Annotated in this window: 15 protein-coding genes; 11 read left to right on the top strand and 4 right to left on the bottom strand. The window is 71.0% G+C overall.

Features of this window, described 5'->3' with window-relative positions:
* Positions 1-52: 52 nt before the first annotated feature.
* Both D7X55_RS06640 and thiO read right to left on the bottom strand, forming a co-directional pair.
* Positions 53-1,285, bottom strand: a complete 1,233-nt coding sequence (locus D7X55_RS06640) for an HD-GYP domain-containing protein (protein WP_120549866.1) — start codon at positions 1,283-1,285, stop codon at positions 53-55.
* 172 nt (positions 1,286-1,457) lie between these two features.
* Positions 1,458-2,573 carry a glycine oxidase ThiO gene (thiO, locus tag D7X55_RS06635; RefSeq protein WP_121722560.1) on the bottom strand — a complete coding sequence of 372 codons (1,116 nt, stop codon included), beginning with the start codon at positions 2,571-2,573 and terminating at the stop codon, positions 1,458-1,460.
* Between the two features lie 293 nt (positions 2,574-2,866).
* Between thiO and hisG the strand changes: the two genes are divergently transcribed.
* From hisG to D7X55_RS06585, 10 genes are all read left to right on the top strand, one after another.
* A complete protein-coding gene (gene hisG / locus D7X55_RS06630) occupies positions 2,867-3,724 on the top strand; it encodes an ATP phosphoribosyltransferase (RefSeq protein ID WP_120549864.1) in 858 nt (285 codons plus the stop codon).
* Entirely contained in the window at positions 3,721-5,022 is a 1,302-nt protein-coding gene (gene hisD, locus D7X55_RS06625) for a histidinol dehydrogenase (RefSeq protein WP_121722559.1), read from the top strand. The genes hisG and hisD overlap by 4 nt, the downstream gene beginning before the upstream one ends.
* Complete coding sequence (locus D7X55_RS06620; RefSeq protein WP_121722558.1) at positions 5,019-6,056, top strand: histidinol-phosphate transaminase; 1,038 nt, start codon at positions 5,019-5,021, stop codon at positions 6,054-6,056. The genes hisD and D7X55_RS06620 overlap by 4 nt, the downstream gene beginning before the upstream one ends.
* Complete coding sequence (gene hisH, locus D7X55_RS06615; RefSeq protein WP_121722557.1) at positions 6,056-6,649, top strand: imidazole glycerol phosphate synthase subunit HisH; 594 nt, start codon at positions 6,056-6,058, stop codon at positions 6,647-6,649. The genes D7X55_RS06620 and hisH overlap by 1 nt, the downstream gene beginning before the upstream one ends.
* Positions 6,646-7,362, top strand: coding sequence for a HisA/HisF-related TIM barrel protein (locus D7X55_RS06610; protein WP_120549860.1), 717 nt, complete (start codon positions 6,646-6,648; stop codon positions 7,360-7,362). The genes hisH and D7X55_RS06610 overlap by 4 nt, the downstream gene beginning before the upstream one ends.
* The gene (locus D7X55_RS06605) at positions 7,359-7,904 is read left to right on the top strand and encodes an imidazoleglycerol-phosphate dehydratase (RefSeq protein ID WP_121722556.1); all 546 of its coding nucleotides are present in this window, start codon (positions 7,359-7,361) and stop codon (positions 7,902-7,904) included. Before D7X55_RS06610 ends, D7X55_RS06605 begins: the two co-directional genes overlap by 4 nt.
* Positions 7,901-8,665: an imidazole glycerol phosphate synthase subunit HisF gene (hisF, locus tag D7X55_RS06600; RefSeq protein WP_368666502.1), complete on the top strand. Its 765-nt coding sequence runs from the start codon at positions 7,901-7,903 to the stop codon at positions 8,663-8,665. The genes D7X55_RS06605 and hisF overlap by 4 nt, the downstream gene beginning before the upstream one ends.
* Complete coding sequence (hisN, locus tag D7X55_RS06595; RefSeq protein ID WP_121722555.1) at positions 8,662-9,444, top strand: histidinol-phosphatase; 783 nt, start codon at positions 8,662-8,664, stop codon at positions 9,442-9,444. The genes hisF and hisN overlap by 4 nt, the downstream gene beginning before the upstream one ends.
* Positions 9,441-10,058, top strand: a complete 618-nt coding sequence (gene hisIE, locus D7X55_RS06590) for a bifunctional phosphoribosyl-AMP cyclohydrolase/phosphoribosyl-ATP diphosphatase HisIE (RefSeq protein ID WP_120549856.1) — start codon at positions 9,441-9,443, stop codon at positions 10,056-10,058. Before hisN ends, hisIE begins: the two co-directional genes overlap by 4 nt.
* Before the next feature lie 222 nt (positions 10,059-10,280).
* Positions 10,281-10,724, top strand: a complete 444-nt coding sequence (locus D7X55_RS06585) for a DofB protein (RefSeq protein ID WP_120549855.1) — start codon at positions 10,281-10,283, stop codon at positions 10,722-10,724.
* Positions 10,725-10,786: 62 nt separating this feature from the next.
* Here the strand turns inward: D7X55_RS06585 and D7X55_RS06580 are convergent, their stop codons facing one another.
* Complete coding sequence (locus D7X55_RS06580) at positions 10,787-11,791, bottom strand: hypothetical protein (protein ID WP_233609646.1); 1,005 nt, start codon at positions 11,789-11,791, stop codon at positions 10,787-10,789.
* A gap of 210 nt (positions 11,792-12,001) precedes the next feature.
* Between D7X55_RS06580 and lpdA the strand changes: the two genes are divergently transcribed.
* Positions 12,002-13,399, top strand: a complete 1,398-nt coding sequence (lpdA, locus tag D7X55_RS06575; protein WP_121722554.1) for a dihydrolipoyl dehydrogenase — start codon at positions 12,002-12,004, stop codon at positions 13,397-13,399.
* Here lpdA and D7X55_RS06570 read toward each other — a convergent pair.
* Positions 13,396-14,394 (bottom strand): YafY family protein, encoded by a 999-nt coding sequence (locus D7X55_RS06570; protein ID WP_120549852.1) that lies wholly within the window; start codon positions 14,392-14,394, stop codon positions 13,396-13,398. The genes lpdA and D7X55_RS06570 overlap by 4 nt on opposite strands.
* Between the last annotated feature and the right edge of the window lie 127 nt (positions 14,395-14,521).

Here is a 14,521-nt window from a genome sequence, read left to right as displayed (position 1 = left end):
TTCATGGATAGCAACCCCGCCCGGGAAAGCCACCGCTTCCCGGGGGCAGGGTTCAGCCCTCGGTGCCGGACGCTGAACGGATGACGGGGGGCGGCGCGCCAATGGGCGTCGCGCTGGGGCCCACCGGCGGAGAGTCCGGCTCGTCGTCCAGGTCGGTGAGCCGCGCCAGCTCGGCCTCGGACTCGGCGGCGTCCGCGGCGGCCTGCATCGGGTTGAGCTTCTTCTCCGCCATCTCCTTCTTGATGCGGATGAGGCCCTCCTCGCCGATGTCCAGGAACGCCTTCACGACCTCAGGGTCGAACTGCGTGTTGGCGCAGCGCTTGATCTCCTGGATGGCGTTCGCGAACGTCGTGCCCTTGCGGTACGGCCGGTCGCTCGTCATCGCGTCCAGCGTGTCCGCCACCGCGAAGATGCGCGCGCCGATGTGGATCTCGTTGCGCTGGAGGTTGCGGGGGTAGCCCGCGCCGTCGTAGCGCTCCTGGTGCGACAGGACGATGTCCGCCGGCGTGGAGAGGAAGGGGATGTTCTGGATCATCTGGAAGCCAATCTCCGGATGACGCCGCATCTCCAGCCATTCGTCGGGGGTGAGCTTGCCGGGCTTGAGCAGCACCGCGTCCGGCACGCCGATCTTCCCGATGTCGTGCAGGAGCGCCCCGCGGCCGATCTCCTCCATCTCCTTGCCGTGGATGCCCATGCGGGTGGCGATGGCGGAGGTGTAGCTGACCACGCGCTGGGAGTGGTCGCTCGTCTCGTGCTCGCGCGCGTCCAGGGCCGCCACCAGCGCCAGCAGCGTGTTCTGGTACGTGTTGGCGATGTTGTGCAGCGCGCTGCGCAGCTCGGCGGTGCGGTCGCGCACCTTGCCCTCGAGCTTCTTCTGGTAGCGCTTGCGCGCCATCTCGATGCGGCGCTTGGCGAGCGCGCGTTCGATTGCCCGGATGAGGTCCGTGAGCTTGGGTGGCTTGAGCAGGTAGTCCACCGCGCCCCGGCGCAGACAGTCCACGGCGGACTCGGTGTCGCCGTAGCCGGTGAGCATGATGACGGACGTGTCCGGCAGCCGCTCGCGCAGGTTCTCCAGCAGCCAGAGTCCGTCACGGCCCGGCATCTTCATGTCGCTGATGACGAGCGGCGTCTCTTCTTCACCCGCCACGTCGAGCGCCATCTCGGCGCCGTTGGCCACGACGCAGTTGTAGCCCTCCTCACGGAGGAGCACGGAGATGACGTCGCGGACGGAATCGTCATCGTCGACGATCAGGATTCTGGGCGGTGCGGGGGGGATGGCTTCCACGGCGGAAGATTCTAGAGGTTTCCAGGGATTAAAGGCGAACGAGTGCGAGAAATCATCACCCCCTCGCCTCCCTGCCATCCAGGGTGGGGTGCGAGCCCTGGCGCCGGGGTGAACGTCGCGGGTCCCCGGAGCATTCCCCGCCTCGCGGAGTAGGGCGGGCAGGCGCCCCGCGTCATCCGCGCGCCACTGTCCCGCGGTCGTAGCGGAAGGGGGTGAGGTCCACCGAGGGCTTCTCTCCCAGCACGGCCTGGGCGACGAGCTTCGCGGTGATGGGGGCCAGCAGGATGCCGTTGCGGAAGTGGCCGGTGGCGAGGAACAGGCCGGGCGAGGGGCCCGCACCGATGTACGGCAGCGCGTCCTGGGTCCAGGGACGGAAGCCGGCCCAGGTCTCCGTGATGGGCGCGGTGCCCAGCTCCGGACAGAGCTCCAGCGCCATGTCGAGGATGCGCGCCAGCCCCGCCGCGGTCACCTGCTTGTCGAAGCCCACGTGCTCCATGGTGCTCCCGGCGATGATCCGCCCGTCCGCGCGCGGCACCAGGTAGCCCTTCGCGGACGTCACCACGCGCTCCAACAGGGGCAGCCGCGTCTGCAACTGGATCATCTGTCCGCGCGCCGGGCGCACGGCCTGCGCCGACACGCCCGCACCCTGGACCAGGGAGGACCACGAGCCCGCCGCCAGCACGACGGCATCCGCGCGCAGCACCTCGCCATCCAGGTCCACACCCACCGCGCGGCCGTCTTCGTGCACCACGCCGCGCACGTAGCCGCTCTTGAACACCGTGCCCACGCGCGCGGCGGCCATGGTGAGCGCGCGGACGAGGAGCCGGTTGTCCACCTGGTGATCATCCGGGAAGTGCGCGGCGCCCACGGCGGTGGGGGACAGGTGGGGCTCCAGCTCGCGCGCGGCCTTGCCGTCAATCAGCTCGGCGCGCAGGCCCATGCCGTGCTGCCAGCCCACGGTGGACTCCACGTGGTGGAGGTCCGCCTCGTCGAAGGCGACGCGCAAGAGGCCACACGGCCGGTACGCGATGTCCACGCCGGACAGTTCGCGCAGCTCCGAGGCGAAGCTTGCGTAGAGCGCTCGGCTTCGCAGGCAGAGTTCGAAGAAGGGGCCCGGTCCGTCCGCCTCCCACTGGGGGGCGAGGATGCCGCCGGCGGCGCTGGAGGCTTCCGCGCCGGGGATGGAGCGCTCCAGCACCGTCACGCGCGCGCCGGCCTGACGCAGTCTCAGCGCGATGCCGCAGCCCATCACACCACCGCCCACCACGAGGACGTCGGAGGTTGCCATGCGGCGCTTGTGCTCAAGCGAGCACGGGTTTGCAAGCGTCAAGACGTGCCATGACCCGGGGTGACTTGACGTTGGGGGCTCCGGTCGTTAACCCTAGGGCCGTGCGTTCCACCTCCGTGCATCATCACCATGCGCATCATCGGCCGGCCCATGACGGGACCGTTCGCCGCGCGCATGCCTGGGTGACGCACTAGAAACGCACCCACTTCCGGCAGATGCCGCAGTGACCGAAGGCCCGTCCCCCAGGACGGGCCTTTTTTCGTTTCCGCCATCGCAGTCCCCCGAGCCCATCCATGTTGAAGATTGCCCTGCCCAACAAAGGACGTCTGTCCGAGGAAGTGCGCGAGCTGTTCAACGACGCGGGCCTGGAGGTGCGCGCTCGGGGCGAGCGGGCCCTCACCGCGTCGCTGGGCGGCGAGTTCGAGGCCATCTTCGTCCGAGCCCAGGACATCCCGGAGTTCGTCGCGGACGGCGCCGCGCAGGCGGGCGTCACCGGCTGGGACCTGGTGAACGAGGCCGGGCGCGAGCTGGAGCCGCTGATGGACCTGGAGTTCGGCCGCTGCCGGCTGGTGGTGGCCGCGCGCGACGAGAGCGGCATCTCCCGCGTGGAGGACGTGAAGGACGGGATGCGGGTGGCCTCGTGCTTCCCCCGGCTGACGCAGGCCTTCTTCCAGCAGCGAGGGCAGAAGGTGACGGTGGTGCCGGTGAGCGGCGCGGCGGAGATCGCCCCGCACCTGGGCATCGCGGACATCGTGGTGGACCTCACGTCCACGGGCTCCACGTTGAAGATGAACGGCCTCAAGGAAGTGGCCACCGTGCTGGAGTCGAGCGCCCGGCTGGTGGCGTATCCGCGCAATGACACGGAGGCGCGGCGCGCGCTGGAGGAGCTGACGCAGGCGCTGGGTTCGGTGCTGGCGGCGCGAGGGCGGCGCTACCTGATGGCCAACGTTCCCAAGACGTCCCTGGAGCAGGTGCGCGAGGTGCTGCCCGGCCTCAACGGCCCCACGGTGGTGGACGTGATGAACGGGGGGCACTTCGTCGCGGTGCACGCGGTGGTTTCGTCGCGGAACCTCTACCGCACGGTGAACGCGCTGAAGGCGCTGGGCGGGCAGGGCATCCTCGTCACGCGCATCGAGAGGTTGATGGCATGAGCGCTCCGGTCCTCAAGTATCAGGACGCCCTGTCCGCCCTGGAGCCCGACGCGAGGCGGAAGCTGCTCGCGCGCACGGGGGAGTCGGATGCCCTGGTGGCATCCCGTGTCCAGGCGCTCATTGCCCGCGTGCGAACCGAGGGCGACCGGGCCCTCTTCGACTTCGCGCGCGAGTTCGACCGCGTGGAGCTGGCGGCCCTGGAGGTTCCTCGCGAACGGTGGAACGCGGCGCTGGAGTCGATTCCGTCCGGCGTGCGCGAGGCGCTGACCCGCGCGGCGCGCAACATCGCCCGGGCACATGCCGCGCAGCGGCCCCAGGCCACCGAGGTGGAGACAGAGCCCGGTGTCGTCGTGGGCCGCAGGCCGGATCCGCTGAGCCGCGTTGGCGTGTACGCGCCCGGCGGCCGGGCGGTGTACCCCAGCAGCGTGCTCATGGGCGTGGTCCCAGCGAAGGTCGCGGGCGTGGGCGAGGTCATCGTCTGCTCTCCACCGGGACCGGACGGTCTTCCGAGCGCGGGCGTGCTCGCGGCGGCGGCGCTGGCGGGCGCGGATCGGGTCTTCGCGTTGGGCGGCGCGGGCGCGGTGGCCGCGTTGGCCTACGGCACCGAGAGCGTTCCCCGCGTGGACCGCATCGTCGGACCGGGCAACGCGTATGTGGCCGCCGCGAAGCTCCAGGTGGTGGACGCGGTCGCCATCGACGCCCCCGCGGGCCCGAGCGAGATCCTGGTGGTCGCCGACGCGAGCGCCCGTCCTGACGCGGTGGCGCGCGAGCTGCTGGCCCAGGCGGAGCACGACCCCGACGCCTGCTGCGTGGCGCTGGTGGTGGGCGCTTCGCTGGCGCAGGCGGTGCGGGACGCGGTGGAGCAGCAGGCCCGTGGCGCTCGTCGAGGGGACATCGTCCTGTCGGCGTTGGGGAGCCGGGGGGCGGTGTTGCGCATCGACTCGCTGGAGGAAGCGTGGCCCTTCGTCGCGGAGTTCGCTCCGGAGCACCTGTTGCTCGCGACGGCGAAGCCCTCGGAGGACCTGGCGCGGGTTCGCAACGCGGGCACGGTGTTCGTGGGACAGCGCGCGTCGGTGGCCTTCGGCGACTACCTCACCGGCGCGAATCACGTGCTGCCCACGGCGGGGCTGGCCCGGGCGTACTCGGGGCTGAGCGTGCTGGACTTCTACCGGTGGACCACGTGGCAACGCGTGACCCCGGAGGCAGCCGCGGCGATGGCGGATGACGTGGGAACGCTGGCGGACAGCGAGGGCCTGTTCGCCCACGCGGACGCGGCCCGGGCCTGGAGGATGCAGTGATTCCCTTCCGCGACACGTATCGGGACATCCCGCTGTACTCCCCGGCGAAGAAGCCGTGCCGGGTGGACCTGAGCGACAACACCAACCTCTTCGGTGCACCCCCATCCGCGGACCGTGTGCTGAGGGAGGAGGGCTTCCTGCGGCTGGCGCGCTATCCCGCCGGCTATGCGCCGGACCTGAAGCGCGCCGTCGCGAGCTACGCGGGCGTCTCGGTGGAGAACGTGACGACGGGCTGCGGCTCGGACGACGTCATCGACTGCGCGCTGCGGGCCTTCCTGGAACCCGGGGACGTGGTGGCCTTTCCGGATCCCACGTTCGTGATGGTGCCCCTGTACGCCCGTTTGAGCGCGCTCAAGCCGGTGCCCGTGCCGCTGCGCGCGGACCATGAGCTGGACGTGGACGGTCTGCTCGCCACGGGGGCGAAGCTCATCTACGTGTGCACGCCGAACAACCCCACCGGCACGGTGGCCTCGCGCGCGGCGCTGGAGCGGCTGGTGGACGGCGCGCCGGGCGTGGTGCTCATTGATCAGGCCTATGTGGAGTTCACGCGGGACGGGGACTTCCTCGACCTGGCGCGGACGCGGCCCAACGTCCTGGTGACTCGCACGATGTCCAAGGCGTTCGGGCTCGCGGGCCTGCGCGTGGGGTGGGGCGTCGGGGCGCCGTCGCTGGTCGCGGAGGTGGAGAAGGCCCGCGGGCCCTACAAGCACACGGCGCTGGGCGAAGCCGTGGCGGTGGCCGCGCTCACGGAGGACGTCGCGTGGATGGAGGCCTGCGCGGCGGAGGCAGTGGAGAACCGTGAGCGGCTGCGCGGCGCCCTGAAGGCGCTGGGGCTGGCGCCGCTTCCATCCGAAGGGAACTTCCTCCTCGTCCCCGTGCCGGAGGCGCGGCGGGTGGGCGAGGCGCTGCGGGAGCGCAACGTGAACGTGCGGGTGTTCGAAGGGCTCACGGGCGTGGGCGATGCGCTGCGCATCGGCTGCGGACCCTGGCCCATGATGGCTTCGGCGCTGAAGGCCTTGAAGGAGGTGCTGTGATGCGGGTGACCCTGTTCGACTACGGCGCGGGCAACCTGCACTCGCTGATCAAGGCGCTGGCCACCACGCCCGGCGCGGACGTGCGCGTGCAGGAGGATCCGCTGCGAGCGCTGGACACCGACATCCTGGTGCTGCCCGGCGTGGGGGCGTTCGGTTCGGCGGCGGCGCGGCTTGCTCCGGGACGCGAGGCGATGCGCAAGGCGCTGGACGCGGGCCTGCCGTGCCTGGGCATCTGCCTGGGCATGCAGCTGCTCTTCGAGGAGAGCGACGAGGGGGCAGGGCAGGGACTCGGCTACTTCCCGGGCCGGGTGACGCGGCTGGCCGCGCGGCACGTGCCGCAGATTGGCTGGAACGACGTGGAGGAGGACCGGGCGCTCCGGGCCGCGCGGTTGTCCACCGTGTACTACGCGCACAGCTTTGTCTGCCGTGCCGTGGAGTCACGCGAAGTGGTGGGCTGGACCACCCACGAGGGCGACCGGTTCCCCGCCTCCGTGCGGCGCGGCAACGTGCTGGGCGTGCAGTTCCACCCGGAGAAGTCCTCCCAAGCGGGGGTCCGCTTCGTGCAGGCGTTCCTCCAGGAGGTGTCCTCATGATCGCCATCCCTGCCATCGACCTGCGGGAGGGCGCGTGCGTGCAACTCGTGGGCGGTTCCTATGAAGCAGAGCGCGTGCGCGTGAATGATCCGCTGGATGCCCTGAAGCAGTGGCTCGCGCTGGGCTTCCGCACGTTCCATGTCGTGGACCTGGACGCGGCGCTGGGCAAGGGCTCCAACGCGGACGTGGTGGCGCGGCTGGTGTCCCATGCTCCGGGCCTCACCTTCACGGTGGGCGGCGGCGTCCGTGAGGCCTCGCGCGTGGAGGCGGTGCTCGCGGGCGGAGCGTCCTCGGTCGTCGTGGGGACCCGCGCCATCGAGGACCTGGCCTGGCTCACGGAGGTCTCGCAGCGCTTCCCGGGCCGCGTCGTGGTGGCCGCGGACGTGAAGGGCCGCGAGGTCGTGACGCGCGGCTGGACGTCCGGCAGCGCTCGCGACATCCGCGACGTGCTGTCCGCGCTGGAGCCCCTGCCGCTGGGCGGAATGCTCGTCACGGCGGTGCACAAGGAAGGACAGCTGGGCGGCGTGGACCTGCCCCTGATGGAGGAGGTCGCCCGTTCGAGCCGGCACCGGCTCTATGCCTCCGGAGGCGTGACGACGTTGGAGGACCTGCGCGCGCTGGCGAAGGTGGGCGCGCACGGAGCGGTGGTGGGCATGGCGCTTTACACAGGTCGGTTGGATGCGCGCGCGGTCGCGCGGGAGTTCACGCAATGAGCACGGTCACCACGGTCGTCCGTGAAACGAAGGAGTCCCAGGTCACGGTGGAGCTGGCTCGCGGAACCGGCGTGGCCCGGGTGGACACGGGCCTCAAGTTCTTCGACCACATGCTCGCCACGTTCGCGCGCTACGCGGGGCTGGACCTGACCCTGCGCGCTCGCGGCGACCTGCGCCACCACCTGATGGAGGACGTGGCCATCACCCTGGGCACCGCCGTCCAGCGCGTCATCCCCGCCACCGCCGCGCGCTACGGCGAACGCACCCTCCCCATGGATGACGCGCTGGTGCAGGCGTGCCTCGACGCGGGCGGGCGCTTCTACTACCGGGGCCCGCTGAAGAACCGGCTGTACGAACACTGGATGCGCTCGTTCTGCGAGCACTCGCGCATCACGCTCCACCTGCGCGTGCTCCGCGGCAAGGACAGCCACCACCTCACCGAAGCGGCCTTCAAGGCGCTGGGGCTCGCGCTTCGCGACGCCATGGTGGACTCCGGCGTCGTCTTCAGCATGAAGGGCAGCGTCTCCCTGGAGGTGAAGTGATGCTGCGCCGGCGGATCATCGTGTGCCTGGACGTGAAGGGCGGCCGCGTGGTGAAGGGCGTCCAGTTCGAGGGCCTGCGCGACGTGGGCGACCCGGTGGAGCTGGCCCGACGCTATGAGGAGGCCGGCGCGGACGAGGTAACGTTCCTCGACATCTCCGCGAGCGCCGAGGAGCGCCAGACGCTGTGGGACCTGGTCCAGCGCACCGCGGAGCGCCTGTTCATCCCGCTCACCGTGGGCGGCGGTGTGCGCACCGTGGACGACGTGGGCCGCGCGCTGCGGGCCGGCGCGGACAAGGTGAGCATCAACTCCGCGGCCGTGGCCACGCCCGAGCTGCTCACCGGCTGCGCGGAGCGCTTCGGCGCCCAGTGCGTCGTGGCCAGCATCGACGCGAAGCGCGAGGGAGACCGCTACCGCGTCTACACGCACGGCGGCCGGCGTCCCACCGGCCTGGACGCCGTGGCCTGGGCGAAGGAGTGCGTCCGGCGCGGCGCGGGCGAGGTTCTGCTCACCAGCATCGACCGGGACGGGGCTCGCACGGGCTACGACCTGGAGCTGACCCGCGCGGTGGCCCAGGCCGTGGACGTGCCCGTCATCGCCTCCGGTGGCGCGGGCCGCGCGGAGCACGTGCGCGATGCGCTGACGCTGGGCGCGGCGGACGCGGCGCTCGTCGCCGGCATCCTCCATGACGGCCTCACCACGGTGGGCGCCTTGAAGTCCCTGCTGAAGGACAACGGCATCGCCATCCGGAGCACGACATGAACGCGGACCTGCGAGACTTGATGGAGGCCGCCGCGGACGTCGCGCGCAAGGCCGGTGACGTGGCGCTGGACTTCTTCCGGCGCGGCATCGCCGTGGACACCAAGAGCGACGGTACGCCCGTGACGGTGGCGGACCGCACCGCCGAGTGGACCGCCCGCGAGTGGCTGGAGGCGCGCTTCCCCAACGACGGCATCCTGGGCGAGGAGTTCGGCGAGTCGCGCGCAGGCGCGAAGCGCCGGTGGATATTGGATCCCATCGACGGCACGAAGACGTTCATCCGGGGCGTGCCGCTGTGGGGCACGCTGGTCGCGGTGGCGGAAGGGGAGACCATCCTCGCGGGCGCGGCCTACTTCCCGGCCGTGAACGAGCTGGTCGTCGCGTCCCCGGGCCTGGGTTGCTTCTGGAACGGATCCGCGACGCGCGTGTCGGAGCAGGACTCGCTGGCCCGGTCGGTGGTGCTCATCACCGACGATCGCTTCCTCCAGAACCCCGCGAAGGGCGCGGCCTGGAAGGAGCTGTCCCGGCAGGCCTCCCTCTCCCGCACGTGGGGGGACTGCTACGGCTACCTCCTCGTCGCCACCGGCCGCGCGGAGGTCATGGTGGATGAGGCCCTGTCGCCCTGGGACGCGGCGGCCCTGCAGCCCATCATCGAGGAGGCCGGCGGCGTGTTCACCGACTGGAAGGGCACGCGCACGGCGTTCGGCGGTGACGGCATCGCCACCAACGCGGCGCTGTCGAGGCGCGTGCGCGACGTGCTGCGCTCGGGAGGCCCGTCATGACGTTGGACCTCTCCAAGTTGAACTTCGACAAGGGCCAGGGACTGGTGACGGTCGTCACGCAGGACGCGAGCACCGGCGACGTGCTGATGGTCGCGCACGCCGACCGCGAGGCGCTGGAGCGCACGCTCGCCACGGGCGAGATGCACTACCGCTCCCGCACGCGCGGGCTCTGGCACAAGGGCGCCACCAGCGGGAACACACAGCAGGTCATCTCCCTCACCGCGGACTGCGACGGCGACGCGGTGCTCGCGCGCGTGCGCAAGGCCGGCCCCGCGTGCCACACCGGCGAGGAGACCTGCTTCGGCGAAGGGCACTGGGACGCGCTCGCGCACCTGGACGCGACGCTCGCCGCGCGCGCCTCCGGTCCTCCACCCGAGGGCGCGAAGCCCAGCTACACCCGGCGCCTCTTGGAGGACCGCAACCTGCGCCTGAAGAAGCTGGGCGAGGAGGCCGCGGAGCTCGTCACCGCCTGCGCGGACGCGGACACGCACCGCGCCGCGGAAGAGGCCGCCGACGTGCTCTTCCACGTGCTCGTCGCGGTGCGTTCCCTGGGGTTGACGCTGGATGACGTGAAGGCCGTCCTCGCCGCCCGCGCACGCCCCAGGGTGCCCTGAACTCCCCGAAAACCCCGGCGTGTCGGTTGCGACCCAGGCGGAGTTGTCCAGCAGCACTGCATCCTCACAGCGTGGCTGGCACACAGGCGCCCCAAAGGTGCATGCGTGTGTCCGCTACTCTTCAACCGCTTCTGTGATCCTGGTACAGATTCCGCCCTGCGACACGGGCCGTGCCCGACGAAGCGGCCCCGTCGTCATCAGCGTTCGCATCCCGGAGGCCTCGTGTCTGCCACGTACCAATCCGAACTCATCGACCGCGTCCTGTTCTCGCGCTGGCACAACCCGCCGACGAAGGACGACGTCCAGGCCATCATGGCGCAGATGGAGGAGGCGACGCAGCGTCTGGGGCAGAACGTGCTGTACATCGCGTCCATCAGCCCCAAGGCGAAGGTTCCCGACGCGACCGAGCGCGCGCACCTGAACCAGATGGTGGCCGAGGGCCGCCGCTACTGTGAGCAGTCCTGGCTCGTGTACGAGGGCACGGACCTGCAGCACAACCTGCAGCGAGTCATCATCTCGGGCGTGCTCATCCTCACGCGCACGTTCGACAACTACCTGTCGGTCGCGAAGTCGGCGGACGCCATCGTGAAGGACGTCTCCACCGCCCTGAAGAAGGACGCGTCCGGCATCTTCCGCCAGGCGCGCGACCGCGGCCTCATCGCCTGACCCTCCCCACGCGGGCGACGTCGGAGCCTCCTCCGACGCCGCGTGCGGCCTGGCGCCCGTGCCTACCGGGCGCCGATGATCTCCAGCTCCTTCAGCTCCACCCCTGGCCGCTCCGGAAGGACGCTCACCGCGTCCACGTCGAGCAGGGGGACCCCGGGCTTGCAGATCTCCCACCTGCCCGTGCCGTGGAAGCGGCAGACGGTGGGATCCACGAAGAAGGCCTTGCCCCCTGCCTCGGCGTTGCCCACGCCGTCCGGCGCGCGGACGTGCGCCCGCAGCGTGCCCGGCCCCGTGGCCCGCACCTGGAAGGACACGGCGTACTTCAGCGACGGCGCGTACTCCAACCGCAGCACGGCGTCCGAGCCCGTGCCCGTGCCCGCCATGGGCAGCTTCACCCCGGACAGCTCGTCGCGGTCGAACGCTCGGAACGCGTCCCCGGGGCCTGACTTCTGATCCGGCTCGATGGCCTTGGTCTCCACCGCGCCCGCCGTGTTCAGCGTCGCCAGCAGGGGCGCCTGGTGGGCCTGCTGCACCGCCGCCGCGTTCAGGAGGGGGGCGGGCATCTGGCCCGTCTTCACGCACGTGGGCGCCAGGGCCTCCGTGAGCGCCAGCAACTGCGGCTCCAGGGCCGGGCCCGTCACGGCCGCGGGGCCCACGGCCTGGCGCACGAGCTCCTGGCAGGCTGAGCCCAGGGCGGACCCCGCGTGCTCCAGGCTCCAGGTCGCCTCCTGCAGGGGCGGGTTCTTCCGGGCGGCGGCCTCCCGCAGCGCGCGCGTCACGGCCTGGCCGCAGGGATTGTCCTCGGGCGCACAGCGCTCGCACAGGGTGGCGAGCAGCTCGCGGGGCAGGCCGTCCTTCGCGGTGACGGGCGACAGGGCGGCCAGGGCGGGGCCCCTCGCGCAGGCGGCGGCTGGAGGAGTGGGGCAGTCGCCGAGCTGCCGGCGCGCGTCACTCCAGGCCGTGCCGGCGTCCCCCGGGGTGCCTCCGTCGGAGGAGAGGAGGTCGCCCAGGACGGCGTCCAGGCCCCGGCACGCGGCGGGGCCCAGGTCGGGCGGGGTGATCCTCACGGGTGTTCCGCCCGGCGCCTTCCCGGGGGCCGGAGCGGGCGGGGCTTGATGCGACACGTAATAGAGGCGCGCGAACGCCAGCAGCGCTACTAGCATCAAGAGAAGCGTGTGGAGCGGGAAGCGACGCACGAGCAAACTCCTTGATTCCAACCGGGACCGGGGGTTATCAGCGCCCGCGAGTTCCATCCGCAAAAATGACCGGAGGCGTGTGTGGCTGAGACTTTCGACGTGGTGATCATCGGCTCGGGTCCTGGCGGCTATGTGGGCGCCATCCGCGCGGCCCAGCTCGGGCTGAAGACGGCCATCATCGAAAAGGACAAGCGCCTGGGTGGCACGTGTCTGCACCGCGGCTGCATCCCCACCAAGTCGCTGCTGTGGACGGCGTCGCTCTTCCACCACATCAAGGAGTCGTCCGACTTCGGCATCGACGTGGCGAACCCCACCGTGAACTGGGCCAACGCCCAGAAGCACAAGGACAAGGTCGTCACGAAGGGTGCCAACGGCATCGACTTCCTGATGAAGAAGAACAAGATCACCGTGGTGAAGGGCCACGGCCGCATCGCCGGCAAGGGCAAGGTGGAGGTCACGGCGGAGGACGGCTCCAAACAGACCCTGGAGACGAAGAACATCATCATCGCCACGGGCTCCGTGCCCAAGTCCCTGCCGAACGTGGCGGTGGACCACAAGCGGGTGATGAACAGTGACTCCATCCTGACCATCGACCGCATCCCCAAGAGCATCATCGTCCTGGGCGCCGGCGCGGTGGGCTGCGAGTTCGCCTCCGTGTTCAACCACGTGGGCAGCAAGACGGCCATCGTGGAGTACATGCCCGCGCTGCTCCCCATCGAGGACGCGGACATCTCCAAGGAGCTGGACAAGATCTTCCGCCGCCGCGGCATCGACGTGCACACCGGCTCCGCGGTGCAGAAGGTGGAGCACACGGCGGACGGCGTGCGCGTCACCATGAAGGTGGGCGAGGAGACCAAGACGCTGGAGGCCGAGATCCTCCTGTCGGCGGTGGGCCGCGCGCCCGTCACCGAGGACGTGGGCCTCAACAAGACGTCCATCCAGACCGACCGCGGCTTCATCAAGGTCGACACGCTGTGCCGCACCAGCGAGCCCAACGTCTACGCCATTGGCGACGTCATCCCCACGCCGATGCTGGCGCACATGGCCTCCGCCGAGTGCGTGATGGTGGTGGAGCACATCGCCGGCAAGAACCCCGCGCCCATCAACTACGACCTGACCCCGTCCGCCACGTACTGCTACCCCGAGGTGGCGTCCGTGGGTCTGACGGAGAAGAAGGCCAAGGAGCGCGGCTACGACGTGAAGGTGGGCGTGGCCCCCTTCGGCGCGGTGACGAAGTCCGCCATCTCCAACGAGTCGGTGGGCCTCATCAAGATCGTCTCCGACAAGAAGTACGACGAGGTGCTGGGCATCCACATCATCGGGCCGCACGCCACGGAGCTGCTCGCCGAGGCCTGCGTCGCGATGAAGCTGGAGATCACCACCGAGGAGCTGGCCCACACCATCCACGCGCACCCGACGCTCTCCGAGATCATGCACGAGGGCGCCGAGGCCACGCTGGGTCACCCGCTGCACTTCTAGCGGGCGCGGCGGCCCGGCCTCTTCTGGCCGGGCCCGCCGTAGAGCGCCAGCAGTGAGGCCGCCAGCGCGGCCAGCCGCTGGCGCAGGGGTTCCGGGGCGAGCACTTCGACGCCCGCCCCGATTTCGCACAGCTGGGAGACCGCGATGGCCTCCCGCTCGAAGTCCAGCGTCACCTTCCGCTTCCCACCGCGTGCCGCGGGCGCCTTGTCGATGCGCTCACCGTCGGCCGGGGGACGCAGCTTCCGCAGCGCGGCTTCCCCCTCCGGCGTGCAGGAGAGGGTGACGTCGTAGCGGGGGCGCCCGGTGGCGAACCTCGCGCACCAGTCCTTCCAGAAGGCGGGCAGGTCGAAGCCCTGCGGGCGGGTGAAGCCCTGGGGGGACAGCCGCACGTCGCCAATGCGCCCGCCCCGGAAGACGCGCGGGCCCTTGTCCGTCCCGGCGACGAGGTACCAGCGGTCCGCCTTGATCACGAGCCCGTAGGGGTCCACCGTCCGGCGGGTTCTCGCGCCGTCGAAGTCCTGGTAGCTCAGTGACACGCGGCGGTCCTGCCAGGCGGCGTCGCGCAGCTTGCCCAGGTGGGGCAGGGGCTCGCGGCCGGTGAACCAGCCGGAGGCGTCCACGTGGAGCCGCTGTCGCGCGTGCTCCAGCGCGGGCTGCTGGAGGGCGGGGAGGGCCGCGGCCAGCTTCACCAGGCCCGTGCGCAGCGGTCCGGACAGGCCCAGGTCCTCCAACGCTCCGGGGGCGCCCACCGTGGCCAGCGCCTGGAGCTCCGGGCGGGTGAGGCCGGTGAGCTGCGTGCGCCAGCCCTCCATCAGCGCCACGCCGCCGGTCGCTCCGCGTGTCGCGTAGACGGGGACGCCCGCGGTGGAGAGCGCGTCCAGGTCCCGGTGGACGGTGCGGCTGGAGACCTGGAGCTCGCGCGCCAGCTCGCCCACGGTGCTGCGGGGGCGGGCCTGGAGGCGCATCAAGAGGTGGACGAGGCGATCCGCGCGCATGGGCCCTCCGGCCTGGGGACGAGGTGCACAGCCTGGACCGGGAATCATGACAGGAGGTGTCAGGATTGGGCAGGCAGGGTGGCGCGTGAAAGGGGAGGTACCGACATGAAGCCACTCGAAGGACAGG

Source organism: Corallococcus sp. AB049A, assembly GCF_003668885.1.
GTDB classification, from domain to species: domain Bacteria; phylum Myxococcota; class Myxococcia; order Myxococcales; family Myxococcaceae; genus Corallococcus; species Corallococcus interemptor.
The sequence above is the reverse complement of the archived record's forward strand: the minus strand, read 5'-3'. Positions and strand labels throughout refer to the sequence as shown.

Coding starts and splice junctions, on each gene's coding strand:
- hisN (WP_121722555.1), top strand. CDS start 8,662: ATGAACGCGGACCTGCGAGACTTGATGGAGGCCGCCGCGGACGTCGCG.
- hisIE (WP_120549856.1), top strand. CDS start 9,441: ATGACGTTGGACCTCTCCAAGTTGAACTTCGACAAGGGCCAGGGACTG.
- hisG (WP_120549864.1), top strand. CDS start 2,867: ATGTTGAAGATTGCCCTGCCCAACAAAGGACGTCTGTCCGAGGAAGTG.
- D7X55_RS06605 (WP_121722556.1), top strand. CDS start 7,359: ATGAGCACGGTCACCACGGTCGTCCGTGAAACGAAGGAGTCCCAGGTC.
- hisH (WP_121722557.1), top strand. CDS start 6,056: ATGCGGGTGACCCTGTTCGACTACGGCGCGGGCAACCTGCACTCGCTG.
- thiO (WP_121722560.1), bottom strand. CDS start 2,573: ATGGCAACCTCCGACGTCCTCGTGGTGGGCGGTGGTGTGATGGGCTGC.
- D7X55_RS06570 (WP_120549852.1), bottom strand. CDS start 14,394: ATGCGCGCGGATCGCCTCGTCCACCTCTTGATGCGCCTCCAGGCCCGC.
- hisD (WP_121722559.1), top strand. CDS start 3,721: ATGAGCGCTCCGGTCCTCAAGTATCAGGACGCCCTGTCCGCCCTGGAG.
- D7X55_RS06610 (WP_120549860.1), top strand. CDS start 6,646: ATGATCGCCATCCCTGCCATCGACCTGCGGGAGGGCGCGTGCGTGCAA.